The organism is Lysobacter sp. TAF61 (assembly GCF_052113485.1).
Classification (GTDB): domain Bacteria; phylum Pseudomonadota; class Gammaproteobacteria; order Xanthomonadales; family Xanthomonadaceae; genus Lysobacter_J.
The window spans coordinates 189,668-213,263 of sequence record NZ_JBFRDH010000002.1 but is presented as its reverse complement, the minus strand read 5'-3'; the positions used below and the strand labels follow the sequence as shown (position 1 = coordinate 213,263).

General features: G+C 68.3%; 19 protein-coding genes. 13 read left to right on the top strand and 6 right to left on the bottom strand.

Features of this window, described 5'->3' with window-relative positions; translation table 11 throughout:
• Positions 1–1,494: a DUF3667 domain-containing protein gene (locus AB4Y64_RS05415; RefSeq protein WP_441815422.1), complete on the bottom strand. Its 1,494-nt coding sequence runs from the start codon at positions 1,492–1,494 to the stop codon at positions 1–3.
• A gap of 158 nt (positions 1,495–1,652) precedes the next feature.
• Here AB4Y64_RS05415 and AB4Y64_RS05410 point away from each other — a divergent pair, with 158 nt between their 5' ends.
• Both AB4Y64_RS05410 and sppA read left to right on the top strand, forming a co-directional pair.
• Positions 1,653–3,035, top strand: a complete 1,383-nt coding sequence (locus AB4Y64_RS05410) for an MATE family efflux transporter (protein ID WP_441815421.1) — start codon at positions 1,653–1,655, stop codon at positions 3,033–3,035.
• 125 nt (positions 3,036–3,160) lie between these two features.
• Positions 3,161–5,044: a signal peptide peptidase SppA gene (gene sppA, locus AB4Y64_RS05405; RefSeq protein ID WP_441815420.1), complete on the top strand. Its 1,884-nt coding sequence runs from the start codon at positions 3,161–3,163 to the stop codon at positions 5,042–5,044.
• Between the two features lie 91 nt (positions 5,045–5,135).
• On the opposite strand, the gene AB4Y64_RS05400 is transcribed toward sppA, so the two are convergent.
• Positions 5,136–5,363, bottom strand: coding sequence for a hypothetical protein (locus AB4Y64_RS05400; RefSeq protein ID WP_441815419.1), 228 nt, complete (start codon positions 5,361–5,363; stop codon positions 5,136–5,138).
• A 104-nt stretch (positions 5,364–5,467) separates the two neighbouring features.
• Between AB4Y64_RS05400 and AB4Y64_RS05395 the strand changes: the two genes are divergently transcribed.
• The 6 genes from AB4Y64_RS05395 (at position 5,468) to AB4Y64_RS05370 (ending at position 11,723) form a co-directional block, all read left to right on the top strand.
• Complete coding sequence (locus AB4Y64_RS05395) at positions 5,468–6,244, top strand: SDR family oxidoreductase (protein ID WP_441815418.1); 777 nt, start codon at positions 5,468–5,470, stop codon at positions 6,242–6,244.
• 221 nt (positions 6,245–6,465) lie between these two features.
• Positions 6,466–8,589 (top strand): TonB-dependent siderophore receptor, encoded by a 2,124-nt coding sequence (locus AB4Y64_RS05390; protein ID WP_441815417.1) that lies wholly within the window; start codon positions 6,466–6,468, stop codon positions 8,587–8,589.
• A gap of 11 nt (positions 8,590–8,600) precedes the next feature.
• Entirely contained in the window at positions 8,601–8,882 is a 282-nt protein-coding gene (locus AB4Y64_RS05385; protein ID WP_441815416.1) for a hypothetical protein, read from the top strand.
• The gene (locus AB4Y64_RS05380) at positions 8,882–9,145 is read left to right on the top strand and encodes a hypothetical protein (protein ID WP_441815415.1); all 264 of its coding nucleotides are present in this window, start codon (positions 8,882–8,884) and stop codon (positions 9,143–9,145) included. Before AB4Y64_RS05385 ends, AB4Y64_RS05380 begins: the two co-directional genes overlap by 1 nt.
• Positions 9,146–9,176: 31 nt before the next feature.
• Positions 9,177–10,790, top strand: coding sequence for a PepSY-associated TM helix domain-containing protein (locus AB4Y64_RS05375; RefSeq protein ID WP_441815414.1), 1,614 nt, complete (start codon positions 9,177–9,179; stop codon positions 10,788–10,790).
• A gap of 87 nt (positions 10,791–10,877) precedes the next feature.
• On the top strand, positions 10,878–11,723 hold the full coding sequence (locus AB4Y64_RS05370; protein ID WP_441815413.1) for a CPBP family intramembrane glutamic endopeptidase: 846 nt from the start codon (positions 10,878–10,880) through the stop codon (positions 11,721–11,723).
• Here the strand turns inward: AB4Y64_RS05370 and AB4Y64_RS05365 are convergent.
• From AB4Y64_RS05365 to AB4Y64_RS05355, 3 genes are all read right to left on the bottom strand, one after another.
• A complete protein-coding gene (locus tag AB4Y64_RS05365; protein ID WP_441815412.1) occupies positions 11,720–11,971 on the bottom strand; it encodes a hypothetical protein in 252 nt (83 codons plus the stop codon). The two genes, AB4Y64_RS05370 and AB4Y64_RS05365, sit on opposite strands and share 4 nt — an antisense overlap.
• Positions 11,972–12,029: 58 nt before the next feature.
• Positions 12,030–13,448 carry a pyridoxal phosphate-dependent decarboxylase family protein gene (locus tag AB4Y64_RS05360; protein WP_441815411.1) on the bottom strand — a complete coding sequence of 473 codons (1,419 nt, stop codon included), beginning with the start codon at positions 13,446–13,448 and terminating at the stop codon, positions 12,030–12,032.
• A gap of 255 nt (positions 13,449–13,703) precedes the next feature.
• On the bottom strand, positions 13,704–14,861 hold the full coding sequence (locus tag AB4Y64_RS05355) for a hypothetical protein (protein WP_441815410.1): 1,158 nt from the start codon (positions 14,859–14,861) through the stop codon (positions 13,704–13,706).
• A 98-nt stretch (positions 14,862–14,959) separates the two neighbouring features.
• Here AB4Y64_RS05355 and AB4Y64_RS05350 point away from each other — a divergent pair, with 98 nt between their 5' ends.
• From AB4Y64_RS05350 to AB4Y64_RS05330, 5 genes are all read left to right on the top strand, one after another.
• Positions 14,960–15,919, top strand: a complete 960-nt coding sequence (locus AB4Y64_RS05350) for a LysR substrate-binding domain-containing protein (protein ID WP_441815409.1) — start codon at positions 14,960–14,962, stop codon at positions 15,917–15,919.
• 242 nt (positions 15,920–16,161) lie between these two features.
• Entirely contained in the window at positions 16,162–16,755 is a 594-nt protein-coding gene (locus tag AB4Y64_RS05345) for a hypothetical protein (protein WP_441815408.1), read from the top strand.
• Positions 16,756–16,774: 19 nt separating this feature from the next.
• Positions 16,775–19,120: a putative bifunctional diguanylate cyclase/phosphodiesterase gene (locus tag AB4Y64_RS05340; RefSeq protein WP_441815407.1), complete on the top strand. Its 2,346-nt coding sequence runs from the start codon at positions 16,775–16,777 to the stop codon at positions 19,118–19,120.
• Positions 19,121–19,146: 26 nt separating this feature from the next.
• On the top strand, positions 19,147–20,340 hold the full coding sequence (locus tag AB4Y64_RS05335) for a hypothetical protein (protein WP_441815406.1): 1,194 nt from the start codon (positions 19,147–19,149) through the stop codon (positions 20,338–20,340).
• Positions 20,341–20,417: 77 nt separating this feature from the next.
• Positions 20,418–21,059, top strand: a complete 642-nt coding sequence (locus tag AB4Y64_RS05330) for a hypothetical protein (RefSeq protein WP_441815405.1) — start codon at positions 20,418–20,420, stop codon at positions 21,057–21,059.
• 44 nt (positions 21,060–21,103) lie between these two features.
• On the opposite strand, the gene AB4Y64_RS05325 is transcribed toward AB4Y64_RS05330, so the two are convergent.
• On the bottom strand, positions 21,104–23,188 hold the full coding sequence (locus AB4Y64_RS05325; RefSeq protein WP_441815404.1) for an alkaline phosphatase D family protein: 2,085 nt from the start codon (positions 23,186–23,188) through the stop codon (positions 21,104–21,106).
• Positions 23,189–23,596 lie beyond the last annotated feature (408 nt).

Below are 23,596 nucleotides of genomic sequence, written 5' to 3'. Positions count from 1 at the left end.
TTACATCCGCACCACGCTCGCCAGGGCGAGGAAGGTGGCGGCAAAGGCGAGCAGGACGAAGTAGAGGTTGCCGATCACCAGGTAGCGCACTGTGGTGACGATCCAGCCGTTGCCGTACACGCGCTTCTGCATCAGCCACAGGTAGACCGGCAGCCACAGCCACAGCAGCGTTTCGAGCGTGCCGCTGATCCAGCCGAATCCGCTCCACTGCGGCGAGATCGCGTTGTCCAGCGCGATCGACACGAAGAAGGCGAGCATCGCCAGGCACATGAAGGCGTGGCTGTAGAGCGCCACCACCAGGTGTTCGAGGTAGCGGCGCCCGGAGCCCAGGTACGCCAGCTTCAGCAGCAGCGCGAACACCGGCACCAGCAGGAACAGCGCCGACGGCACCGCCGCGAGCAGCGCGCGGACATACAGGCTCGGATCCTTTTGCGCGCGCGACACATTCTCGCGGCCGTGGGCGATCTGGCGATTGACCCAGTGGTTGAAGAAGGCCGGCGCCCAGCTGATCACCAGCGGGTTGGTTTCCTCGTCCCAGGGTTCATCGCTGCCGAACAGGGTCAGGCGGTCGTAGCAGTCCGGATCGCCGTAGATGCGCGCGTCTTCCGATTCCTTGCGCGCGCGGCTGCCTTCGGTGCTGGTCGCCACCGCGATCTGCAACTTCGCTGCGCGGCAGCCGGCGGCGATGTTGATGTCGCGAATCTCGTTGAACTCGTGGCGGCGCGCGGCCGCCGCGCTGGCGGGCAGGCCCGCCAGCTTGACCTGGTGCGGTACCAGGCGTTCAACACGCAGGCGCTCGAGCGTGGTCAGGTCCTCGGCCTTGTCCATGCTCTGCTTGGAGGTTTCCAGTGCCTCGTTGGCGCGACGCTGGCCATCGGCCTTGGCCGCGGCGACCTGTTCGGCGCTCATGGCCTTTTCGCGGCCGATCGCCTCGATGCGGCTGTCGGCGGCGTGGTTCACATCCGCGATGGCGACGTCGATCGCCTTGCGAGCGTGCAGCAGCACCGACGGCACCGCCGAGCGCGCTTCGGCCAGGTCGGCCAGGTTCCTGCGGCGGATCTGCTCGACGTCGGCGATGCTGGCCGCCTTGGCGAAGGCCTTGGACTGCTTGGCCGAATTCTTGTTGCTCGACACGCCGTCCTCGAGCTGCACCATGGGATTGGCGCCCTCGTTGTTCTCGACGTGGATGGCCATCTGCGCGAAGAAGAACGTCACCACGCTCAGCACCAGGAACAACCGCAGCGGCGCGACATAGCGCGCGCGCTGGCCGGCGAGGTAGTTGACGGCCACGCGACCGGGCACGACCAGGTCGCGCAACGTGCGGAAGATGCGGCCATCGAGATGCCAGAACGACTCGAACACCTCCTCCAGCGCGTGCCTGGCGTCGCGCACCGGGTTCACCACCGATTGCCCGCAGTCGTGGCAGTAGTGCCCCTGCAGCGGCGCATTGCAGTTCTCGCAATGGCTGGGCGTGTCGTGTCCTGTTGCGCTCATCGGTTACTTCCCTCTCCCCGGGGTGTCGGGGCCTTGTGCAGGCCGCGACAACGAGCTGTTCAGATCAAGCCGCTAAGATAGCGGGCCGCCGCGACCCGGCGCCAGCGCCCGACATCGGATTCGGTCGCGCGGCCGCAGTCGTGCATCTGGTTGTAACGATGTCCCCGTCTTCCCCCGTCGCCTCCGCGGCCCGCACCGGCCTGCTCGGCGAAGTCCGCACCACCGCCCTCCTCGCCGCGCCGCTGGTGGGCGGGCACGTATCGACCGGCCTGATCGCGTTCGTCGACAACGTCCTGGCCGGCCACCACAGCACCACCACCCTGGCCTCGGTCACCATCGGCACCGCGTTGTGGTGGCTGCCGATGATGGTGCCGATCGGCACGCTGCTGTCGGTGCCGCCGTCGGTGTCGCAGCTCGACGGCGCCGGCCAGCGCGGGCAGATCGGCGCGCTGTTCCGGCAGGCGCTGTGGCTGGCGTTCGGGCTGGGGCTGGTGCTGTTCGCATTCCTGACCTTCATTCCCTACGCGCTGGGCGCGATGGGCATCACGCCGGAGATCATTCCCGGCGCCACCTCGTTCCTGCACGGCATCCGCTGGGGCGTGCTGGCGCTGACGCTGTTCTTCTGCATGCGCTACCTCAGCGAAGGCCTGCACTGGACTTTGCCGACTCTGGTGCTTAGCGCCGGCGGCCTGCTGATATTGCTGCCGGTGGGCTACGTGCTGACGTTCGGCAGGCTCGGCTTCCCCGAAATGGGCGCCGGCGGCCTGGGCATCGCCTCGGCGATCATGCTGTGGCTGCAGGCCATTGGCTTTGCCATCGTGCTGTGGCGCGCCAGGCGCTTTGCCGACCTCAAGCTCTTCGAGCGCTTCGACCTGCCCGAGTGGTCGATCATCCGCGGGCTGCTCGCCACCGGCCTGCCGATCGGCGTGACGGTGCTGATGGAGGGCGGACTGTTCATCACCACCGCGCTGCTGATGGGGCGCCTGGGCGAAGTGCCGGCGGCCGCGCACCAGATCGCGATCAACCTGGCGTCGCTGTGTTTCATGGTGCCGATGGGCCTGGCCGAGGCCACCACCGTGCGTGTCGGCCACGCGATGGGACGCGGCGATTTCCACGGCGTGCGCCGGGCCGCCTATGCCGGCTACGCGATCGTGATCGGCACGCAATTGTTCTCCGGCCTGGTATTGCTGACCGGCAACGACCTGCTGGTGAGCTTCTACACCCGCGATACGGCGGTGGCGACGCTGGCCGCTTCGCTGCTGCTGTATGCGGCGGCGTTCCAGTTCCCCGACGGCGTGCAGGTGCTGTCGGCCGGCGCACTGCGCGGGCTCAAGGACACGCGCGTGCCGATGCTGCTGGCGGTGCTCGCCTACTGGGGCATCGGCATGCCGTTGGGCGCCGGCCTTGGCCTTGGACTGGGCTGGGGGCCCAAGGGAATGTGGATCGGACTGATCGCCGGCCTCACCGTCGCCGCCGTGTTGCTTTGCACCCGCTTCCTGCGCTCGAGCCAGCCCGACCGGCTGGTCATGCGCGGGCCTTGAGCGGGCCATGTAATTGATGCCCCACGGCCGCATCACGCCGGTTGCCGGGAGGGCGTGTTACGAATGGCGGGTGAATTCCATGCCATCCGGGATTAGGCTGGAACCGTACGCCAGGAGCCTTTGCAATGAATGACACACCCCGTCGCGGCCCGATCGCCCGTTTCTTCATCGGGTTATGGGATGCGATGAATTTCACCCGCCGGTTGATCCTCAACCTGGTGTTCTTCGCCTTGCTTTTCATCGTCCTCGCCATCCTTGGCGCCGGTCCGCGCACGCGGCCGCTGCTTGATCGCACCACGCTGGTGATCGCGCCGGAAGGCGCCCTCGTCGAGCAGTACAGCAACGATCCGCTGACGCGCGCACTCGGCAAGGCCATGGGCGAACGCGGCGGTGAAGTGCAGCTGCGCGACCTGGTGCGCGCGCTGGACGCGGCGCGCGACGACAAGCGCATCGAGCGCGTGGTGCTCGACCTGGACGAGCTGGACGCCAGTGGTTTCGCCTCGCTGCGCGAAGTCGCGCAGGCCGTGGCGCGGGTCAAGGCCAGCGGCAAGCAGGTCGTCGCCTTCGCCGAAATGATGGACCAGAAGCAGTACCTGCTGGCCGCGCAGGCCAACGAGGTCTACCTCGACCCGATGGGCGGGATGCTGCTGGAAGGCCTGGGCCGCTATCGCACGTATTACCGCCAGGGCCTGCAGGACAAGCTCGGCGTCGATGTGCACCTGTTCAAGGTCGGCGAGTACAAGTCGGCGGCCGAGCCGTACGTGCTCGACGCCGCCTCGCCGGAGGCCAAGGAAGCCGACCTGTTCTGGATGAACGACGTGTGGCAGCGCTACCTGGGCGACGTCGCCAAGGCGCGCAAGCTCGACGCCACGCAGCTGGCGCAGAGCATCGACCAGATGCCGGCGGGCATCGCCAGCGCCCAGGGCGACCTGGCCAGGTTCGCGCTGCAGACAAAGCTGGTCGATGGCCTGAAGACGCGCGAGGAAGTCGACGACCTGCTGGTCCAGCGGGGCGTCGCCGACGACGATGCCGATGGCGGCTTCCGCCAGGCCTCGCTCGATGAGTACCTGCTGCAGCTCGACAGCGGCCTTGAGGCCGTCGATGGCCGCCCGCAGGTAGCCGTCATCGTCGCCGAAGGCGAGATCCGCAGCGGCGAGCAGCCGCCGGGCACCGTCGGTGGCGAATCCACCGCTGCCCTGCTGCGCGAGGCGCGCGACGACGAGAACGTGAAGGCCGTGGTGCTGCGCGTGGACTCCCCGGGCGGCGAAGTGTTCGCCTCCGAGCAGATCCGCCGCGAAGTGGTCGCGCTGAAGAAGGCCGGCAAGCCGGTGTCGGTGTCGATGGGCGACCTGGCGGCATCGGGCGGCTACTGGATCTCGATGGATGCCGACCGCATCTATGCCGATGCCTCGACCATCACCGGTTCGATCGGCATCTTCGGCCTGATCCCGACCATCCCGCGTGCGCTCGACAAGATCGGCGTGCATTCGGACGGCGTCGGCACCACCCGCTTCGCAGGCGCCTTCGACATCACCCGACCGCTGCAGCCGGAAGTCGGCGAGGTGATCCAGTCGGTGATCAACAAGGGTTACCGCGACTTCACCGGTCGCGTCGCCAGCGCCCGAAACAAGCCGGTCGAGCAGGTCGATGCGATCGCCCGCGGCCGCGTCTGGAGCGGCGAGCAGGCCAAGGAGCGCGGTCTGGTCGACGAGCTGGGCGGCCTGCAGCAGGCGATCGAGTTCGCGGCCACCAAGGCCAAGCTCGGCAAGCCCGACAGCTACCACGTGCGCTACATCGAAAAGGCGGCGACGCCGTTCGAGCGGTTCTTCACCGGCTTCGTCGGCAGCCGCGCCGGTGGCGCCTGGCTGCGCGATTCGGACATGGCGCGCAGCCTGCTCGCCAAGGCTTCGCCGCAGGCGGCCGCCGACCTGCGCTTCCTCGAAGGTGCGATCACGCCGACCCGCGGCGTGCCAGTGAAGGCGCTGGCCTACTGCTTCTGCGGCTTGTAGCGCACCGCCAGAAAGTCAGTCGAAACGGAAAACGCCCGGCCATCGCCGGGCGTTTTTCATTTGAGGCCGGTTGCCCCGGGTTGGCAGGCGCTCAGTTCGACGTCGCGTCCGTCGCTGCATCGATCGCCGCGCGCTGCTCCTCGGCAGCCTTCCTGGCGTCTTCCTGGGCCTTCTTCGCCTCTTCCAGGGGGGCCTTCATGGCGTCGCGCAACTGCGTCGCCTGGGGCTCCGGCGGCCGTTCCTTCTCCGGCGGCTCGGGTTTCGAACAACCGGCCAGCAGCGCCAGCGGCAAAAGTGCCAACAGCAGCGATCGCGACATCCGGGCACCCTCGATTGGTCTGGCGGCTATGCTACAGCGGCCGTCGCGCGCGGCAACCTGCCGACTGCGACCCACTTCACCTTGTGCGATTCCCGGAGAGCTGCATGGACCCGAAGCGTTGGCGCCTGGACGGACAACTGGCCCTGGTCACCGGTGGCAGCGCCGGAATCGGTCGCGCGATCGCCCGCGAACTGCTGGGCTTCGGCGCCGACGTGCTGCTGGCCGCGCGGGACTCGACCGCGCTCGATGCCGCGCGCAGCGAGCTGGTCGAGGATTTCCCGGAACGCGACATCCAGGCCTTCGTTGCCGATGTCGCCGATGACGAGCAACGCCGCGAGCTGCTCGACTGGGTCGAGGATTTCGGCGAGGGCCTGCACATCCTGGTCAACAATGCCGGTGGCAACATCGGCAAGCCGGCCACCGACTACACCGAGGACGAGTGGCGGCAGGTGTTCGAGGTCAACCTGTTTTCCGCCTTCGAACTGTCGCGTTATGCGCACCCGCTGCTGATCCGGCATGCCGCGTCGAGCATCGTCAACGTCGGCAGCGTCTCGGGGATGATCCATGTCCGCACCGGCGCGCCGTACGGCATGAGCAAGGCCGCCATGCACCAGATGACGCGCAACCTGGCCGTCGAATGGGCCGAGGACGGCATCCGCGTCAATGCGGTGGCGCCCTGGTACATCCGCACCCGTCGCACCTCCGACAAGCTCGCCGATCCGGACTATCTCGACGAAGTGCTCCTGCGCACGCCGCTGGGGCGCATCGGCGAGCCGGAAGAAGTGGCGGCAGCGGTGGCGTTCCTTTGCCTGCCCGCGGCGGGGTATGTCACTGGCGAGTGCATCGCGGTCGACGGCGGGTTCCTGCGCTACGGGTTCTGACCCTCGCTCGTCATTCCCGCGAAGGCGGGGCCCAGCGTCGGGGGTTTTTCAACGACGGAGCAGCGCGCGCCGGCGGGGGCCGGCGCCGTTGCCCAAACCTGCGCCGGCCTCTAGAATGCGAATCATTCCCATTTTTATTGCGCGGAATGTCCACCGGTGGTCCCGGTGCGACTCCCAGACCCCATGGACGGGGCATCCGCCGCCCCCACCCTGGTCTCCCCATGTCTCCTCGCCGCGCCGCTTCTTCCGTCGTTGCTTCACGTCACGCCCTCGCTCTGGCCCTGGCCGCCGCTCTGTGCGCCCCGCTGGCCGCCCAGGCCCAGGCGACGAAGTCGTCGGCCACCGACCTCGACGAGGTCCAGGTGCACGCGCCGCTGGCGCGCAGCAGCGGCAGCGCGACCAAGACCGACACTGCGCTGCGCGAGATCCCCGCGTCGGTCTCGGTGATCACCGATGAGCAGCTGCGCGACCGCGCGGTGCACGGCGCCGAAGAAGCGATCTGGTACACCGCCGGCGCACTGGGCGGTGGCTTCGGTCCCGACCCGCGCAGCGACTGGCTGCTGGTGCGTGGCTTCACCCCGGCGCGCTACCTCGACGGCCTCGCCCTCGCCGATGGCTCGGGCACCAGCATCACCCGCATCGAGCCGTTCGGCCTGGAGCGCATCGAGGTGCTCAAGGGCCCGTCGTCGGTCACCTACGGCGCGATGCCGCCGGGCGGCCTGATCAACTACGTCAGCAAGCGCCCGGTCGACGAGCCGCTGCACGAGGTCGAAGTGCAGTTCGGCAGCTACGACATGATGCAGGCCGCGTTCGATTTCGGTGGCGCGATCGGCGGCAGCGGCGAGTGGTCCTACCGCCTCACCGGCCTGGCCCGCAACAGCGATGACCTGATCGACTACGTCCACGACGATCGCTACTACTTCGCGCCGGCGCTGACCTGGAAGCCCGACGAAGCCAACACGCTGACACTGCTCGCGCGCTACCAGCGCAACGACACCGTTGCCGGCGCCGGCTTCCTGCCGTCGCAGGGCACGCTGCTGCCGAACCCGAACGGCAAGATCCCGATGAACCGCTTCACCGGCGAGCCGGGCTACAACGGCTACGACAAGACCATGAAGTCGCTGGGTTGGGAGTTCACCCACGATTTCGGCGGCGGCACGGTCTTCAGGCAGAACGCACGCTACGGCACCACCGACATCGACCCGTCGGTCACCGTCGGCGCGTTCGGCCTGCTCGCCGACCAGCGCACGCTGTTCCGCTACCTGTGGGCGACCGAGGAAGAAGCGAAGAACACCGGCATCGACAACCAGCTGACGTTCTCCTTCAATACCGGTCGCGCCCAGCACACGCTGCTGGCAGGCCTGGACTACCGCGACTCGCGCACCGAGTACGCGCAGGCATTCGCGTTCAACGCACCGACCCTGGACATCTTCAACCCGGTCTACGGCAGCCCGATCGTCAAGCCCGACTACACCTCGCGCACCGTGCAGGACCAGGATCAGACCGGCCTGTACGTGCAGGACCAGATCAAACTCGACCGCTGGGTCGTCACCCTCGGCGGACGCCAGGACTGGGTCGGCACCGACACGCGCGAGCTGATCGGCGGCGCCCGTGGCCACCAGAGCGACGACGAGTTCTCCGGCCGCGTCGGCATCAACTACCTGTTCGACAACGGCTTCGCTCCGTACGTCGGCTACTCGCAGTCGTTCCAGCCCACCGTCGGCACCGACTTCGCCGGCAACGCCTTCGTGCCCACCACCGGTGATCAGATCGAAGCCGGCGTGAAGTACCAGCCGGCGCACAACCGCATGCTCGCCACGCTCGCCGTGTACCGACTGGTGCAGCAGAACACGCTGACGGTCGACCCCAACCACACGCTGTTCCAGGTGCAGCAGGGTGAGACGGAAGTGAACGGCGTCGAGCTCGAAGGCCGCTGGAACGTTGGCAACGGTTTCAGCGTCTACGGCGCCTACACCTACACCGACTCGGAAGTGACGCAGAGCACCGACCCGCTGTCGCTGGGCACGCAGATCCCGCTGCAGCCCGAGCAGGTCGCCTCGCTCGGCGCAGATTACACGATCACCTCCGGCCTCCTGTCGGGCCTGGGCTTCGGTGGCGGCGTGCGCTACACCGGCGAGCATTTCGGTGATGCGTACAACCTGTGGGAGACGCCGTCCTACACGCTGTTCGATGCCGCGGTGCACTACGACATCGGCCAGTGGCGCCTGCAGCTCAACGCCAACAATCTGACCGACAAGGAATACATCAGCGCCTGCAACAGCGCGGCCTGGTGCTATTACGGCTATCCGCGCACGGTCACCGCGACCGCGCGCTTCCACTGGTAAAGCGCACCGGCATGGACACGGCCCTGGCGCTGTCGGCACTGATCAGCACGCTGCTGTCGGCGCTGGCGCTGTATGCCGGTTCGCGCAACTGTCGCTGGACGCCGCGGCCGAAGCACCCGCGGCGATGGACCCGCATCGGCCTGTCGCTGGCCGTGGTCGGGCTGGTGCTGTGGATGGTGCTGCTCGGCGGCGGCGCCGGCCTGTGCGCAATGCTCGGCACCTGGATGCTCGGCCTGATCGTCCTGCCGTACCTGGCCCTGCGTTCGCCCGCCGGCGCCGGCGGGTCACGCTGATGTGGGGTCGCGCCGCCGCCGCCGCGGTTCCCGGTTTCCTGCTGGCGGCGGGCATCACCGGGCTGGCCTGCTGGCTCTGGCCAGGCCCCTGGCAGTCGACGCTGGTCGCCGGCATCGTGGCGTTTTTCCCGCTGTGGATGGGCGCGATGGCGCTGGCCTTCCAGTTCCGCGATGGCAAGCGTGCGTGGGCCTGGTTCAGTGGTGGCGCGGCGCTCAGCCTTGGCCTGTTGTGGGCGTTGCAGACGCTGCAATGGGTACGCTGAGCGCGCGCACCGAAGTGAACGAACCGGCATGATGAAGCTCAAGTCCAACACCCTGCGCACTTTCACCAGCGTGCACACCTGGGTCGGCCTGGTCGCCGGTTTCGCCTTGTTCGTGGCGTTCTATGCTGGCGCGATCACGGTGTTCCACCACGACCTGCAGGCCTGGCAGACCCCGCACGCGCCGTTGTCGGCGCAGCAGGGCCTCGCCGACGCGCAGCAACTGCTCGACCAGACGCTGGCCCGCCATCCGCAGGCGCGCGAGCATGTCGGCATGGTGTTCCCCGGCGGCGAATACCCGCAGGCCGCCAGCTACTGGCAGGACGCCGGCGGCCAGTGGCGCTACGCCACGCTCGACAACCTGGAGGGCAGCGACCGCATGCCCGGCGGCGCGCTGCCGGAACTGGTCAACGCTTTGCACTACTCGCTGGGCATTCCCGTCGCCGGCCAGTACATCATGGGCATCGTCAGCCTGCTCTACGGCCTGGCGCTGATCTCGGGCGTGATCATCCACCTGCCCAAGCTCGCCGACGACCTGTTCGCATTGCGCCCGGGCCGCAACCTCAAGCGCTTCTGGCAGGACGCGCACAACGTCATCGGTGTGCTCAGCCTGCCGATGCACGTCATGTTCGCCGTCACCGGCGCGCTGCTGTGCCTGATCATGCTGGTGATGACGGCGCTCAATCCGCTGGTCTTCCGCGGCCAGCTGATGTCGGCGCTGGGCCCGGCGATGGACACTGCGCCCGTGGTGACCGCGGCCGGACGCGTACAGCCGCTGGGATCGCTGGCGATGCTGCATGCGCGCTCGATCGAAATCGCACGCGGGCAGGGCCTGGCTTCGTTCGAGCCGGCCTACTTCAAGCTGGCGCATGCCGGCGACGCCAATGCCACGATCGAGATTGCCGGCCAGTCGCCGGGATCGATCGGGCCGATCGGTACGGTGGCGATGAACGCCAACACCGGTGCGGTGCTCGCCACGCAACTGCCGGGCAGTCGCGATGCCAACCACGCCACGCTGACGTCGGCGTATGCGCTGCACTTTGGCGAGTACGGCAACAGTTGGGTAAGGGTGCTTTATTTCGTCCTCGGCATCGGCGGCGCGTTCCTGTTCTATTCGGGCAACCTGCTGTGGGTCGAGTCGCGGCGCAAGCGTCGCCAGCTCGAGCAGGGCAAGGCGCAGCTGGGCATGGCGCGCGCCACGGTCGGCGTGTGCATCGGCGTGTGCGTGGCGATCTCGGTGGCGTTCATCGCCACGCAACTGGCGCAGTGGCCGGGGCTGCGCCTGGCGATGGGTCTGGATGAGGCGGTCAAGGCCGTCTGCTTCGCGACCTGGGCGCTGTGCGCGCTGTGGGCTGCGCTGCGACCACCCGTGCGGGCGGCACGGGAGTTGCTGTGGGCCGCGGCGGTCACCACCGCACTGGTGCCGTTGGCGCATGGCGCGGTTACCGGCGCCTGGTTGTGGGTGACGGCGCTGCAGGGGCAGTGGCCACTGTTCGCCATCGATGCCGGCGCGCTGGCGATGGCGTTCGGGTTCGGCTGGCTGGCGCTCGCCACCGCGCGCCGTGCCCGTGACGGTGAACCCAATAGCGTCTGGGCGGACCCGCGCGGACGCGCTGCGCAGGCGGCCTCTGGACTGGTCACCGACTAGTTCGCTCGCCGCCGCTTCGCCTTGAGCGGACACCTCGCATACCATGGCGGGAAGCCGTGGCTCACGCGCGTCGGAAGGGGTTTTCATTTGATCACGGGACGCGCGGCGGGACAGGCGCTGCTGAAACTTGCGCTGGCACTCGCCGCCGTGGTGGGGTGCATGACGCTGTACCGGTCCGTGCTGCTGCCGGCGCAGGTGGCGCTGTTCCAACCTGCGGAGGCCACGACCGGCGTTCTTCGGCGTGCCGGCATCCTGCTGTCTGCCCTGCTGGGGTATTGGGCGTACGTCCGCTTCCACGAAAAGCGTGCCGCCAGCGAATTGCGTTTTGCGCCGGCCGGTATCGCGCTGGGTGCGGTGACGGGCGCGCTGCTGATCTCGGTCACCACGCTCTCGCTGTTCGCGCTGGGCAACTACGAAGTCGTCTCGGTCCGCGGGATGCAGGGCGTGCCTGCGATCGCCGGCGCGATCCTGGTGGCGGCAATGATCGAGGAGATCGTGTTCCGCGGCATCGTGTTCCGCACGCTGGAAGGGGCGGTCGGGACGGTCGCCGCGGTGCTGCTGCAATCTCTGATATTCGCGGCGATGCACTGGTTCAATGCAGGAGCCGGCCTGGCAATGGTGCTGGCACTCACCCTGATCGGCGCGTTCTGGACCTGCATCTACATCGCCTCGCGCAACCTGTGGGTGGTCGGCGTGCACCACGCCGCATGGAACCTCGCGATCTTCGCCACCGGCATCCCGTTGTCGGGCATGGAAGACTGGCGCGCGCGGGCGCCGCTGCAGAGCATCTATCGCGGGCCTGAGTGGCTGACGGGCGGCGAATTCGGTCCGGAAACCTCGATCATCACCGCGATCGTGGTCACGGCGAGCATCGCGTTGCTGGTGCGCTGGATCCGCAACAGGCCAGCCGTCGCCGCGCGTGCAGCACGCTAGGAGTACTTCAGGCGCAGCTCGGCCACTTTCGGTTGCAGGGCGTAGAACAGGTCCTGGAACTCTTCCTCGGTCAGTTCGTCCGGCGCATAGACGGCCACCGGTTCGAACTCGTGATCGGTCGCCACCGGTACCCGCGGACCGGCCCGCAGCGAGAAGGGTCGGCCCTTGTAGTCGATGACGTCCGGCGCCTCCGGCCAGTGCTCGATGGCGTAGTCGTCGCTGCCCAGCAGCAGGATGATTTCGATCATGGCGCTCTCCGGACTCTCGAAGTCTGTTGTTGCGAAGTCTGTTCTGCGAGGTCTGTTGTCAGCTGGTTTTCGGGCCGCGCAGCGAACAGAACACCTTTGCGATCGCCGCCGCGCTGCGGCTGGCGTCGTCTTCGGTCGTGGCCCAGTTCGAAACCGAGATGCGCATCGCCGCCTTGCCCTGCCAGTTGGTGCCGCCGAGCCAGCACGTGCCGTCCTGCTGCACGCCGCTGATGACCGCGCGGGTGAAATCGTCATCGTCGTCGAAGCGGACCAGCACCTGGTTGAGCACCACGTCGTTGAGGATGCTCACTCCCGGCTCGCGCGCCAGTAGACCGGCCATCTGCCGGGCACGCGCGCAGGTGCGCTCGATGAGGTCGGCGACGCCGTCGCGCCCGAGCGCGCGCAACGTCGCATAGACCGGCACGCCGCGGGCGCGGCGCGAGAACTCGGGCACCCAGTCGACGGCGTCGCGTTCGGCGCCCTGGGTCTGGATCAGGTAGGCGGCCGCGGACGTCATCGCGGCACGATGATCCTGGGCATGGCGCACCATGGCCACGCCGCAGTCGTAAGGCACGTTCAGCCACTTGTGCGCATCGGTCGCCCACGAGTCGGCCAGTTCGATGCCGTCGGCCAGGCTGCGGTGCGCCTGGCTGGCGCGGGCCCACAGCCCGAACGCGCCATCGACGTGCAACCACGCACCGGCTTCGTTGGCGATGGCGCCGATCTCGCGCAACGGGTCGAAGGCGCCGGTGTTCACGTTGCCGGCCTGCGCGCAGATGATGGTCGGGCCCTGCAGCGAGGCCATCTTCTCGCGCAGCGCATCGACGCGCATGCGGCCCTGGCCGTCGGTCTCCACGCCCTGCAACGCGCGCGTGCCCAGGCCGAGGTAGCGCATCGCCACATCGATGGTGATGTGCGACTCGGCCGAGGCGATGACATTGATGCGCGGCGCGCCGGCCAGGCCATCGGTCTCCACGTCCCAGCCCACGCGCCGCAGCACGCCGTGGCGGGCCGCGGCCAGGCAGGTGAAGTTGGCCATCTGGCAGCCGGTGACGAAGCCGACACCGGACTCGGGCGGCAGGCCGAACAGATCCAGCAACCACTGCGCGGCAACTTCCTCCACCACCGCCACCAGCGGCGAGATGGCGTAGATGCCGGCGTTCTGGTCCCAGGTCGAGACCAGGCAGTCGGCGGCCAGCGCGACGGGGTAGGCGCCGCCAATCACGAATCCGAAGTAGCGCGGCGAGTTGCAGGCGACCGCGCCGCGGTCGACCTGCGACGCGAGCAGGTCGATCACTTCACCGCCTTCGTCGCCCTGCACGGGCAGCGGTATGCGCAGCACTTCCAGCAGTTCGTCACGGCTGGCGCGCGCACCGACGTGCCGGTCAGGGAGCGTGCGCAGGTAATCGGAGGCGTGCGCTACCGCCTTCTCCAGGTACTCGTCGAACACGGCGGACGCGAAGCGATCGGTGGCCATGGCGCTGGGATCCCGTGGGAACGGGCACAGCATACGGGAGGCCTCGTCACCAGGCGGAGAACGCAGTGTTCCCGCGCCGACGCGTTCACCTGAAGAGCAGGATCAAAATGCGTCACTCGCCAGAACAGCACCACGTAGGCGACGATCAGCAATGCCCGTAGAGGCCCGATAGAGGTAATGAAGCCGCGCCTTCGCCAGCCGGTGCAGGCCCTCGGCGCGCGGACGCCGTGGATTGCAGGTGATGGTGCGGGCGGTTCACCCCACGCGCGTGAAGTCGCTGATCCAGTTGCTCTCCCACGTCGCGCCGCCGTCGCCGGAGCTCGATTGCTCCCAGCGCGCCGAACGCGGCGTGATCCGTGACCATTGCACGCGCGTCTTCACCGCGCGTCCGGCAAGCGTGTCATCGCCCATGAACGTGCCGACGCCATCGGCGAAGCGGCCGCGCAACGGCGCGCCGATGGCGGCCGGGTCGCGGCCGTCGAGCCACCAGCTCGACCACTGCCCGCTGGCCGGATCGAACGCGCGCAGGCCCACTCCGCGCACCGTGCCATCCGGGAATTCCATGACGTTGTCGCCGACGTTGCCCTTGCCGCCGAGCACGGGCCAGTTGACCAGCGTGCCGCCGAACTCGTCCCACTGGTCGCTGCCGACCAGCCGTTGCCGCAGGCGGCGATGGCTCACCTTCCAGCGACCGACCAGGAAATCCCAGTCTTTCGGTGCATCGGCGAGCTTCGGCAGCGCGCCGGGCTGCGACGAAGTGCGCGTGAAGTAGTTGCGCCAGTTGACCTCCCAGCTCTTGCCATCGTCGGGCGAGAACGCCTGCTCCCACCACGGGCGCGCGCCGTGGACGTCGCTCCAGCGAAAGCGCATGACGATCGGGCGGTCCTTGAACGTGTCGCGGCCGGTGAACGTGCCGGTGTCGCCATCGAAGCCGCCGCGCACCGGTGGCTCGATGCGGGTCGGGTCGCGACCGTCCAGCCACCAGATCGCCCAGGTGCCCGTGTGCGCATCGAATGCGCGGACGGTCAGGCCGCGGTAGCTGCCTGAAGGAATGTCGATGACGTTGTCGTCGATATTGCCCAGCCCGCCCATCGTCAGCCAGAACACGCTTTTGCCGGGAAACTCCTCCCAGTCGTCGCTGCCTGTCAGGCGATCCTTCAGGCGCCGGTGCCAGACGTCCCAATTGCCCAGCAGCCATTCCCAGTCGTGCGTGTGCGCGGCGGCGACGGCTGCGCCGGGCGTCGCGGCGAAGACTGGCAGGACCAGCGAGGCCGTCGCCGCGGCGGCGAGGCCGGCGATGAACTGGCGGCGGGCGTGACAGCAGGCCTGGGGGTCGATGCCTGCGTGATCCAGACCTGCGTGATCCAGATCCGAGTGATCCAGACCCAAGTGATTCAGAGACGGTCCTGGCATGGGGCGCTCCTTTCCGGCACGGAATTCGTGGCCCGATCATGGCCAGGCCGGCGCCACGTTGACCACCCGAAATGCGGCCCGCACACTCAGCCAGACTTATGGTCAGCGACCGCCGATTCCCTTCGCTTCCGGCTATCCGGGCCTTCGAGGCCGCCGCCCGGCTGGGCAGCTTCGCCCGGGCCGCGCAGGAGCTGGACACCACCGCGGCCTCGGTGAGCTACCACGTACGCCGCCTGGAACAGCAGATCGGTGTCAGCCTGTTCGTGCGCCACCCCAACCACGTGATCCTGACCCGCTCCGGCGACATCGTTGCGCGCGAGGCCATCAATGCCTTCGCCGCACTGCGCGCGAGCTTCGTGCAGGCGGCCGAAGTCGACGAGACCCACCTGTCGCTGACCACGCTGCCGTCGCTGGGCACGAGCTGGCTGACACCAAAGCTGGGGCGCTTCCGCTCGCGCCATCCCGACATCGCCTTCGAGCTGGACCTGTCGGCCGCCGCCGAAGACCTCAGCGGCGGCCGCTACGATGCGGCGATCCGCAACGGCCACGGAAACTGGCCGGGCCTGCGCACGGTCGAGCTGCTGCCGAGTGTGTTCATGCCGATGTGCGCGCCTTCGCTGCGCGAGTCGGTGGCCGACATTGGCGGCGATCCGCAGCGACCCTTGCCGGTTCCGCTGCTGGGCCGGCCGGACTGGTGGTCGCTGTGGTATCGCGCCCTCGGGTTCGACGGTGCGATCCCGCCGGGCCGGTTCGGCACGCAATTGTCCGCCGAGTACCTCGACATCGCCGCGGCCATCGCCGGGCAGGGCGTCGCGATCGGGTCGCCGATCCTGTTCCGCGGCGAGCTCGATGCAGGCCGGCTGGTACCGGCGCACGACCTGGTCGTCAGCGACGGCCGCGCGTTCTGGTTCACCTATCCGGCGGCCCGGCATGACAGCCGCAAGATCGCCAGCTTCCGTGAATGGTTGTCGGCGGAGGCCGCGCGCGATCGCGATGCCGCCCGCGCGATGATCCGCCGCGCGGTGGTCGTCGAGCCTCGAGTGCAAGGGTCACGTTGATGACCGGGCGCAGGGTGCGCGCCAGGACTACGCGATCATCGAGATCGACGACCCCAAGCCGTAGCGCGCCGGCCGCCGGCAAGTCCCGTTGCGCTCAACGCTGCCGGTGCTAATCTCGGGGCTGGGCCGGGGGGTCGGCCATCCGTCACTGACGCCTCGGGGGGAGCGGCATGCGGAAGCAGGCAGTGCTTTTCTTGCTACTGGCTTGGCTCGGCGGCACAGCCGCTGCGGCCGATCTGGACGTGCGCGTAACCGACACCGGCGGCCGCGCCGTCACCGATGCGGTGGTGACCCTGGTCGTGCGCGGCGCCGCCTCGGGTGATGCGCGCAGGACGCCCGCCCGTGGCCCGGCATCGGTGCGCGTGATCGACCAGAGGGCGCTTGCTTTCACCCCCTATGTCGAAGTATTCCGACCCGGCGACGAGGTCGTTTACCGCAACAGCGATCGCACCCGCCATCACGTCTATTCGTTCTCGCCGATCAAGGCATTCGAGTTCGTGCTCGCGCCCGGCGAACAATCGGCGCCGCTGAAGCTTGAACGTTCCGGGGTCATTGCCGTTGGCTGCAACATCCACGACGGCATGATCAATTACCTGTACGTCTCCGATGCGCCGTGGCTGGCGCACACCGATGCCGGCGGCATGGCGAGGTTCCAGGGCCTGCCCGCGGGCGAGTTCGATGTGCGCGTGTGGCACCCGCGGTTGCCGCCCAAGCGTCCTGACCTCATGCAGTCCGGCATCGCCCTGCGCCTGGACGAACATCGCAGCCTGGATTTCGCCGTGACGCTGCTTCCGGACTCGCGGCGACAGTTCGACCGCGAGCACACGCGGTACTAACGGCGAGCGCGCCGGGAACATGGGCTTCCGCTTCCGACTGGCGTCGTTCTTCGTGGTCGCCCTGGTGGTCGTGCAGGGGCTCACCGGTCTGCTCGTCTATCAGGTCACGCGCAACGAACTGATCGGCGAGGGCAAGCGCCAGCTGCAGGTGGCCACGCAGTCGTTCGCGCACCAGTTCCAGGACATGTCCGACGGTACCGCCGCCAGCGTGGAGGTGCTCGCGCAGGATTTCGCGTTGCGCTCCGCCGTGGCGCAGGGCGACGAGGAAACGCTGCTGTCGGCGCTGGGTAACCACGGCCGCCGTGTCGGCGCCACGCAGATGCTGCTGGTGGGCGTGGACGGCCGCATCCAGGCCGACACCACCGGGCAGTCGCCCGTCGGCACGCCATTTCCCTATGCGGACCTGGTCGAGCACGCACTGCAGGAACCGGTCGCGGGAATCGTGGCGTTGAAACAGCGCGCCTGCTGGATGGTGGTCGTGCCGGTGTTCGCACCAGACCTGGTCGGCTACATCGGTGCCGCCGTCCCCGTGGACGACCGGGTCGTGCGGCGGCTGCAGCAGCAGTCGACGTTGCCAAAGAGCATCGAGTTGGCCGCCGCCGACGCCGCCGGCGGCTTCACCGTGCTGGCGCGGGGCAGCGATCCAAGCCGGCTCGCCGTGCCGCTGGCCGCGCGCGGTCGCCTGCCCACGTCGCCGGTCGTGGTCAACGTGGGTGGCCGCGAATACGTATCGCAGGCCGTGTGGCTGCGAGGCTCGGGCCAGAGCCCGCGCGTGGCCGCGGTGCTCGGGTTCTCCGTCGACGATGCGCTCAAGCCCTACCGGTCGGTGGCCCTGGCATGGGCCGGCCTGCTGGCTTTCGGCCTGGTCGTGGGCCTGGTCTGTGCGTGGGTCATCGCCCGCAGCGTGTCGCGTCCGGTGGAGGCGCTGGCGGCCCTGGCCAGGCGCATCGCCTCGGGCGACTACAGCCCACCGGACACCCCGGCACGCCGCGATGAGCTGGGTCAACTCGCCGATGCGTTCGGCAACATGGCCGGCGCCATCAGCGAGCGCGAGGCGCGCATCCTCTACCAGGCCGGTCACGACCAGGTCACCGGGCTGCCAAACCGGGCCTTCACCGAAACCGCGATCCAGGACGCGCTGGCCGCGCGCCCCGACGCTCCTGCGGCGCTGCTGATGGTGGGGCTGGAACGCTTGCCGGAGATCATCAAGACACTCGGCCATGTGGTGTCGGACCGGCTGATGCGCGAAGCCGGCACGCGCGTGCAAGTGGCGGCCGGCGATGCGTTGGTGGCGCGCGCCACCGATACGCAGCTGTCGGTCTTCCTTCCGGGATCCGTACGCGGTGGCGCGCGCACGCTCGCGCAGTCCATTGTCGATGCACTGACCGAACCCTACCGGGAGGCGGATCTCACGCTCGACTTCGCACCCGCCGTCGGCATCGCGATGGCGCCCGAACATGGCGCCGATGCGGGCGTTCTGCTGCGCCGCGCGGAGGTGGCGATGATCCGCGCGCTGCGCGCGGTCGATCCGATCGCCATCTACGACCCGGTGACCGACCCGCACCGGCCCGAGCGTCTGTCGCTGATGGGCGACCTGCGCCACGCGCTCGAGTTCGGCGCCATCCAGCTGCATTACCAGGCCAAGCTCAACCTGCGCGAGGACCGCATCGACAGCGCCGAAGGCCTCGCGCGCTGGACGCACCCCGTCGTCGGTCCGGTGGCGCCGGATGCGTTCATCGCGCTTGCCGAGGAAACCGGCAACATCCACCGCGTCACGCGCTGGGCGCTGGACGCGGGCATCGCGCAGGCCAGTCGCTGGAAGGCCGAGGGCCGGCATATCCGGGTCGCGATCAACATTTCAGCGCGTGACCTGGAGGACGCCGATCTCCCACGCCGGATCGCTGGCCTGCTCCGCGCTCACGGCGTTGCGCCCACGCAGATCGTGCTGGAGATCACCGAGAGCGCCATCATGCGGACTCCGGATGCGGCCATCGCGGTGCTGCGCCGTCTCGCCGACCAGGGCATCGACCTGGCGATCGACGACTTCGGCGTCGGCCAGTCGTCATTTGCCTACCTGCGTCGGTTACCGGTGCGCGAGTTGAAGATCGACAAGACATTCATCACCAACCTGGCGCACTCGCGCGAAGACCGGATCATCGTCAGCTCGATCGTCGAGCTCGGCCACCAGCTTGGCTATCGACTGACGGCCGAGGGCGTGGACGACGCCAAGGCGCTGGCCTGGTTGCGCGACATCGGCTGCGACCACGCGCAGGGTTTCCTGATCTCCCCGGCGATGCCAGCCGACGAGCTCGGCCGGTTGGCCAACACCGAACGCTGGCGGCAGCCGGCGGGCATGGAGGGCTGATGCGAAGAGCAATCGCAGCGGTCGCCATGACCTGTCTGCTGGCGCAGCCGGCGCTGGCGCAGTCGGTGAGCGTCGAAGGCTACCTGGACCTGCGCCTGGCAGCCCCGGCCGACGAGACCAGCTGGCTCGACGGCGGCCTGGGCAAGACGCGCTTTGGCGGCAACGATGACGCGCTGTCGGGTGGGGCCGCATTGAATGTGGCGTTCCAGGCCACGCCATCGCTGTTGGCCAGCGCGACCGCGCAATACCAGCCCGAGCTGCCCAACTCGCTCGACCTGACCGAGGCCTGGCTGCGCTATCGCCCCGTATCGACCACGCCGTGGCGCTGGTCGATCCAGGCCGGCGCATTCTTCCCGCCGATCTCGCTCGAACACGACGGCGTTGCCTGGAGCACGACGCGGACGCTCACGCCTTCGGCGATCAACAGCTGGGTGGGCGAGGAGCTGCGGACGATCGGAGCGGAGTTGCATGTCGAGCACCGCGGGCAGGGCGGCACCCTCGATGCGCGCGTGGCCATGTTCTTCAAGAACGATCCGGCCGGTGAACTGCTCGCTTCGCGCGGCTGGGGCATGGGCGACATCACCACTGGCATCGATGGCAGCCTGCGCCAGCCGGACGTATACGCGCCCACCGCCTACGCTCCCGTGCCAATGGAGTATCGCCCGTTCGTGGAGATGGACGATCGCCCGGGCTTCTACGGCGCGCTCGGCTGGGAGCCGTCCTCGCAACGGCGCTTCACCGCGCTGTACTACGACAACCACGCCGACCTCTCGGAGTCCGAGCGCTACGCCGATCGCACGGTGTTTGCCTGGCGCACGCACTTCTGGAGCGCAGGGGCGGAGCAGCGGTTCGGCGAATGGGCGCTGATGAGCCAGCTCATGCACGGCGCCACGATCTTCGAGCCGGTTCCGGGCGTGCTGGTGCTCAACACGGAATTCAACGCCGGTTACCTGATGCTCGCGCGCGAGTACGGCACCTGGCAGCCGGCGGTGCGCATGGACATGTTCCAGACCCGGCAGCGGCCAGGCGAACCATCGTCGCCGCTGAGCGAGCACGGCAACGCCTTCACGTTGGCGATGAACTGGCGCCCGGACGAGCGCCTGCGTGTCACCGCGGAGGTGCTGCGCGTGGACAGCAGCCGCAACCAGCGGCGCGACGAAGGTCTTGATGCCACGCAGTCCGACGTGCAGGTGCAGGTCGCCGTGCGGGCGTTCTTCTGAAGCGGGAAGCGGGTGGGTCTTAGCTCCTGAGACCATGCAATGCTTCAGTTGAAAGCCCCCCGGACGGCCCCCCCCCCATGACCCCATCTCCCGTCGATCCAGACCTCGTTTTCGCCTGGCAGGCCGCGCATTCCATCGCGCGTGGCGCGCCGGCTCCTGTCCATCACCGCGGAGGCTTCCGGGTCGACACCCACTCGGAAAAGGAAGTGAAGCGCTGGGTATTCCCGCGGTCATGCGATGGCTTGCGCGAAATCGCGCACGAGATCACGGCGCCGCGCCATTACCTGAAGTTGTGCGGCAGCGACGAGGAGTTGCGCAGCGCACTGCCGGCCCGGTGGGAGGTTCAGCCTGCGAACTATTTCATGATGGCGGCAGCGCAGACGTCCGCCGAAAAGCCGCTGCCGAGTGGATACAGGATGGAGGTTCAACAGACAGGGCCTGTCACGCGGGCTTGCGTCATCGCGCCCGATGGCGGTCTGGCCGCGAGCGGAAGCGCGGCAGAAGCCGCGGAAGTCTTCATCTACGACCGGATCGAAACCGCACTGGATCACCGGCGGAAAGGACTGGGCATTGCAGTGATGGCCGCACTTGGCGCTGCGAGGAAGGCCGTGGCGAGTCCGCAGCTTCTCGTCGCCACGGCAGACGGCCGCGGCCTGTATGAGAACCTCGGCTGGGCAGTGCTTGCGCCGTTTGCTGCTGCGACAATTCCGGAGTCATGAGGCCCGGGCCACGCTGCTGCCGAATCCCCAAGGCAATACGCGCATCACACCGCCAGTCCCGCATCGCCTTCCAGGATGGTCTGCCGCATCCGTGGCCGTTCGCCTGACCGCCACAGCGACACTTCGTGGCGGACGCGATACCGCAGGGGCCCGCCGTCCGCGCCGGCGCTGCGTTCGATGGGCCGCGGGATGCAGACGAAGTCGGTTGCCATCGTGCTGGCATCGACACGCACGGTGGCGTAGCCGTGCCCGCCCATGTCGACGAAGGACAGGTGAGGGGCCACATCGGGATTGCTCACCGCGTGCGCCTTCTGCAGGTCGCCGCTGCTGGCGAACTCCAGCGCCGAACGCACGCCGTGGTGCAACAGCAGGTTGACCGTAGGCTGCGGTGATCCGCCACCCGGGTTGGCGACGTACAGCGGGCGCAACGGACTTTCCTCTTTCTGGTTGTGCTCGTTGGCTTCGGCCATGCCCGGGGCAGAGATCGAGCCGGTCACGAAGGTGACACCCACCGGTTCGAACGCCGCAGGCGGCAATGCCTTGGCTGCGTAACCCGCCCAGAAGCTGTGGCGATCGCCGGACACGATGGCGAAACCGGTGATGCCGGCATCGCGCACGGCGTCGAAGATCTCGGCGCGTTCGTGGTAGGTGCAACCCCAGTCGCCGGTGGCCAGGACGGCAAAGCCTGCGCCCTCGGGATATTTGCCCAGCGCGGTCGGGAGATTCTGCGGATCGACGCGCCAGTCGGGGGTTCCCAGCGAATTGCCCCAGATCTTCCAGGTGGCCGTCGCGCCGCGCAGCCGTTCGAGGAACCAGGTTTTCTGCTTCGCCCCCAGCATGGTCTGTGCGGCGTCGCCGACGCGGTAGTTGGCAACGCTCCTGGCGCCGAAGGACAGCTTCGCCGGCGGATGCCCGTTGCCATAGTCGCGGCCGCCGTCGAGTTGCCGCATCAATTCCTCGGGTACGAATCCCAGCGTGTCGCCCTCGAACAGCGTGCTGATTTCGTCGTGATTGACGGGGTCGCGCGAGCGGAAGCTGCGCTGGTCGGTGATGATCAGGTCGATGTGCCGGCCCCAGCGCAAGGCGCGATACGCGATCAGGCTGTCGATCGCGGCGAGGTTGTTGGCTTCGGTTCCCAGTCCGTCGTCGTCGAAATCCTTGACCAGCGTGTCGACGACGTGCGGTGCACTGAAGGCGTCCAGCCTGGGCCCCGGCGGCAAGACCCGCGCCGGCTGATACTCGAACCAGGCCTGGTTCGCCGCGACCTTGAGTGTCTGCGCGGGCACCCAGCCCTCGGTGCCAGGGAACTCCTGGATCGACTGCCAGCCCTGCCAGGAGAATTCGTGGTTGTCCCACATCGCCACGAACGGCCAGCGCGCACGCGCATCCTGGATGTCCGGGTCCTGCAGGTAGGCGTGGTAGAGGACGCGATAGTCCTCCAGCGAGTCCGGTGCCCAGAAGCGGTTCTTGGCGACCGTCTTGCCCTTCGGAAACTTGACCGGAAACCTGATGAGGCGGTCGTAGCGATGGCCGTCCTTGACCTGGTCCGGGTACTGCACGACTTCGTAGACGAAATCCCCCAGGTGCAACACGAAGCCGAGCCGTTCCTCGGGCGCGGCGCGCTCGTCTTCCCAGATCATTCGCCGATAGGCGTTCTGGGCACCCTCGCAAATGGTCTGGCAACTGACGAAAGCGAAGCGCGCCGGGCGCGAATCGTCGGGCGCAGGCGCCGTCAGCGTTCGACCGATCCTGCTGCCGTTGCCTTCCTCGTCGATGAAGCGGTACCAGTATTCGCCCGCCGGCGGCAGGTCGCCGACCAGCACGCGACAGGTCCAGTCGGCCTCGGCCAGGATCGGCGCCGCCGTGGTCGCGATCACGCGCGTGAAGGCCGGGTCTTGTGCCACTTCCACCAACACCGTGGCGCGCTCACGGCCATCGCCATAGGGGCGCCGCGTCCAGAGCATGACGCTGTGGGCATCGGGATCGCCCGAGGCGACGCCTTGCGGAAACAGGTCACGACGCTCGCGCCAGCCACTGGCCGAAGGACGCACCGTCGCGCAGCTCCACGCCAGGGTCGCGCCCAACGCGGCGGCGAGCTTCAGAAACGTGCGACGGCTGAGTGTCGGCATGTCGGCCCACCATTTGCGGTGTCGAATCGCCGCAACGCTAGACCTGGAACATGAGCCGGTGAACGTGCCGAAAGTACCGCGGTGAAACCATTGGATCCATGGGCGGCATGCGACCCCCTCCGAATCAGCCGCGCCAGGCGCTGGCGCGAGGAACGTGGGCCTTGCGGCCCTTCATCTGGAGGCGTAGAAGATTGGTAGCGAGCAACAGACGTTGCCTCGCGGCCGGCTACAGCCGGTACCAGCAAAGGCAGTAGCCCTGGAATCACGCGGTCCCTCCCGGTCAATCCACGCCGTGGCGCTTACGGATTTGGCGCACCTCGACGAACCCCAACCAATCGCTGTGGGCAGCCTGCCCCGGCTGATCGACGTTCGTGCTTGCCACGCACAAGGCAGTAACCCATTCGCGAA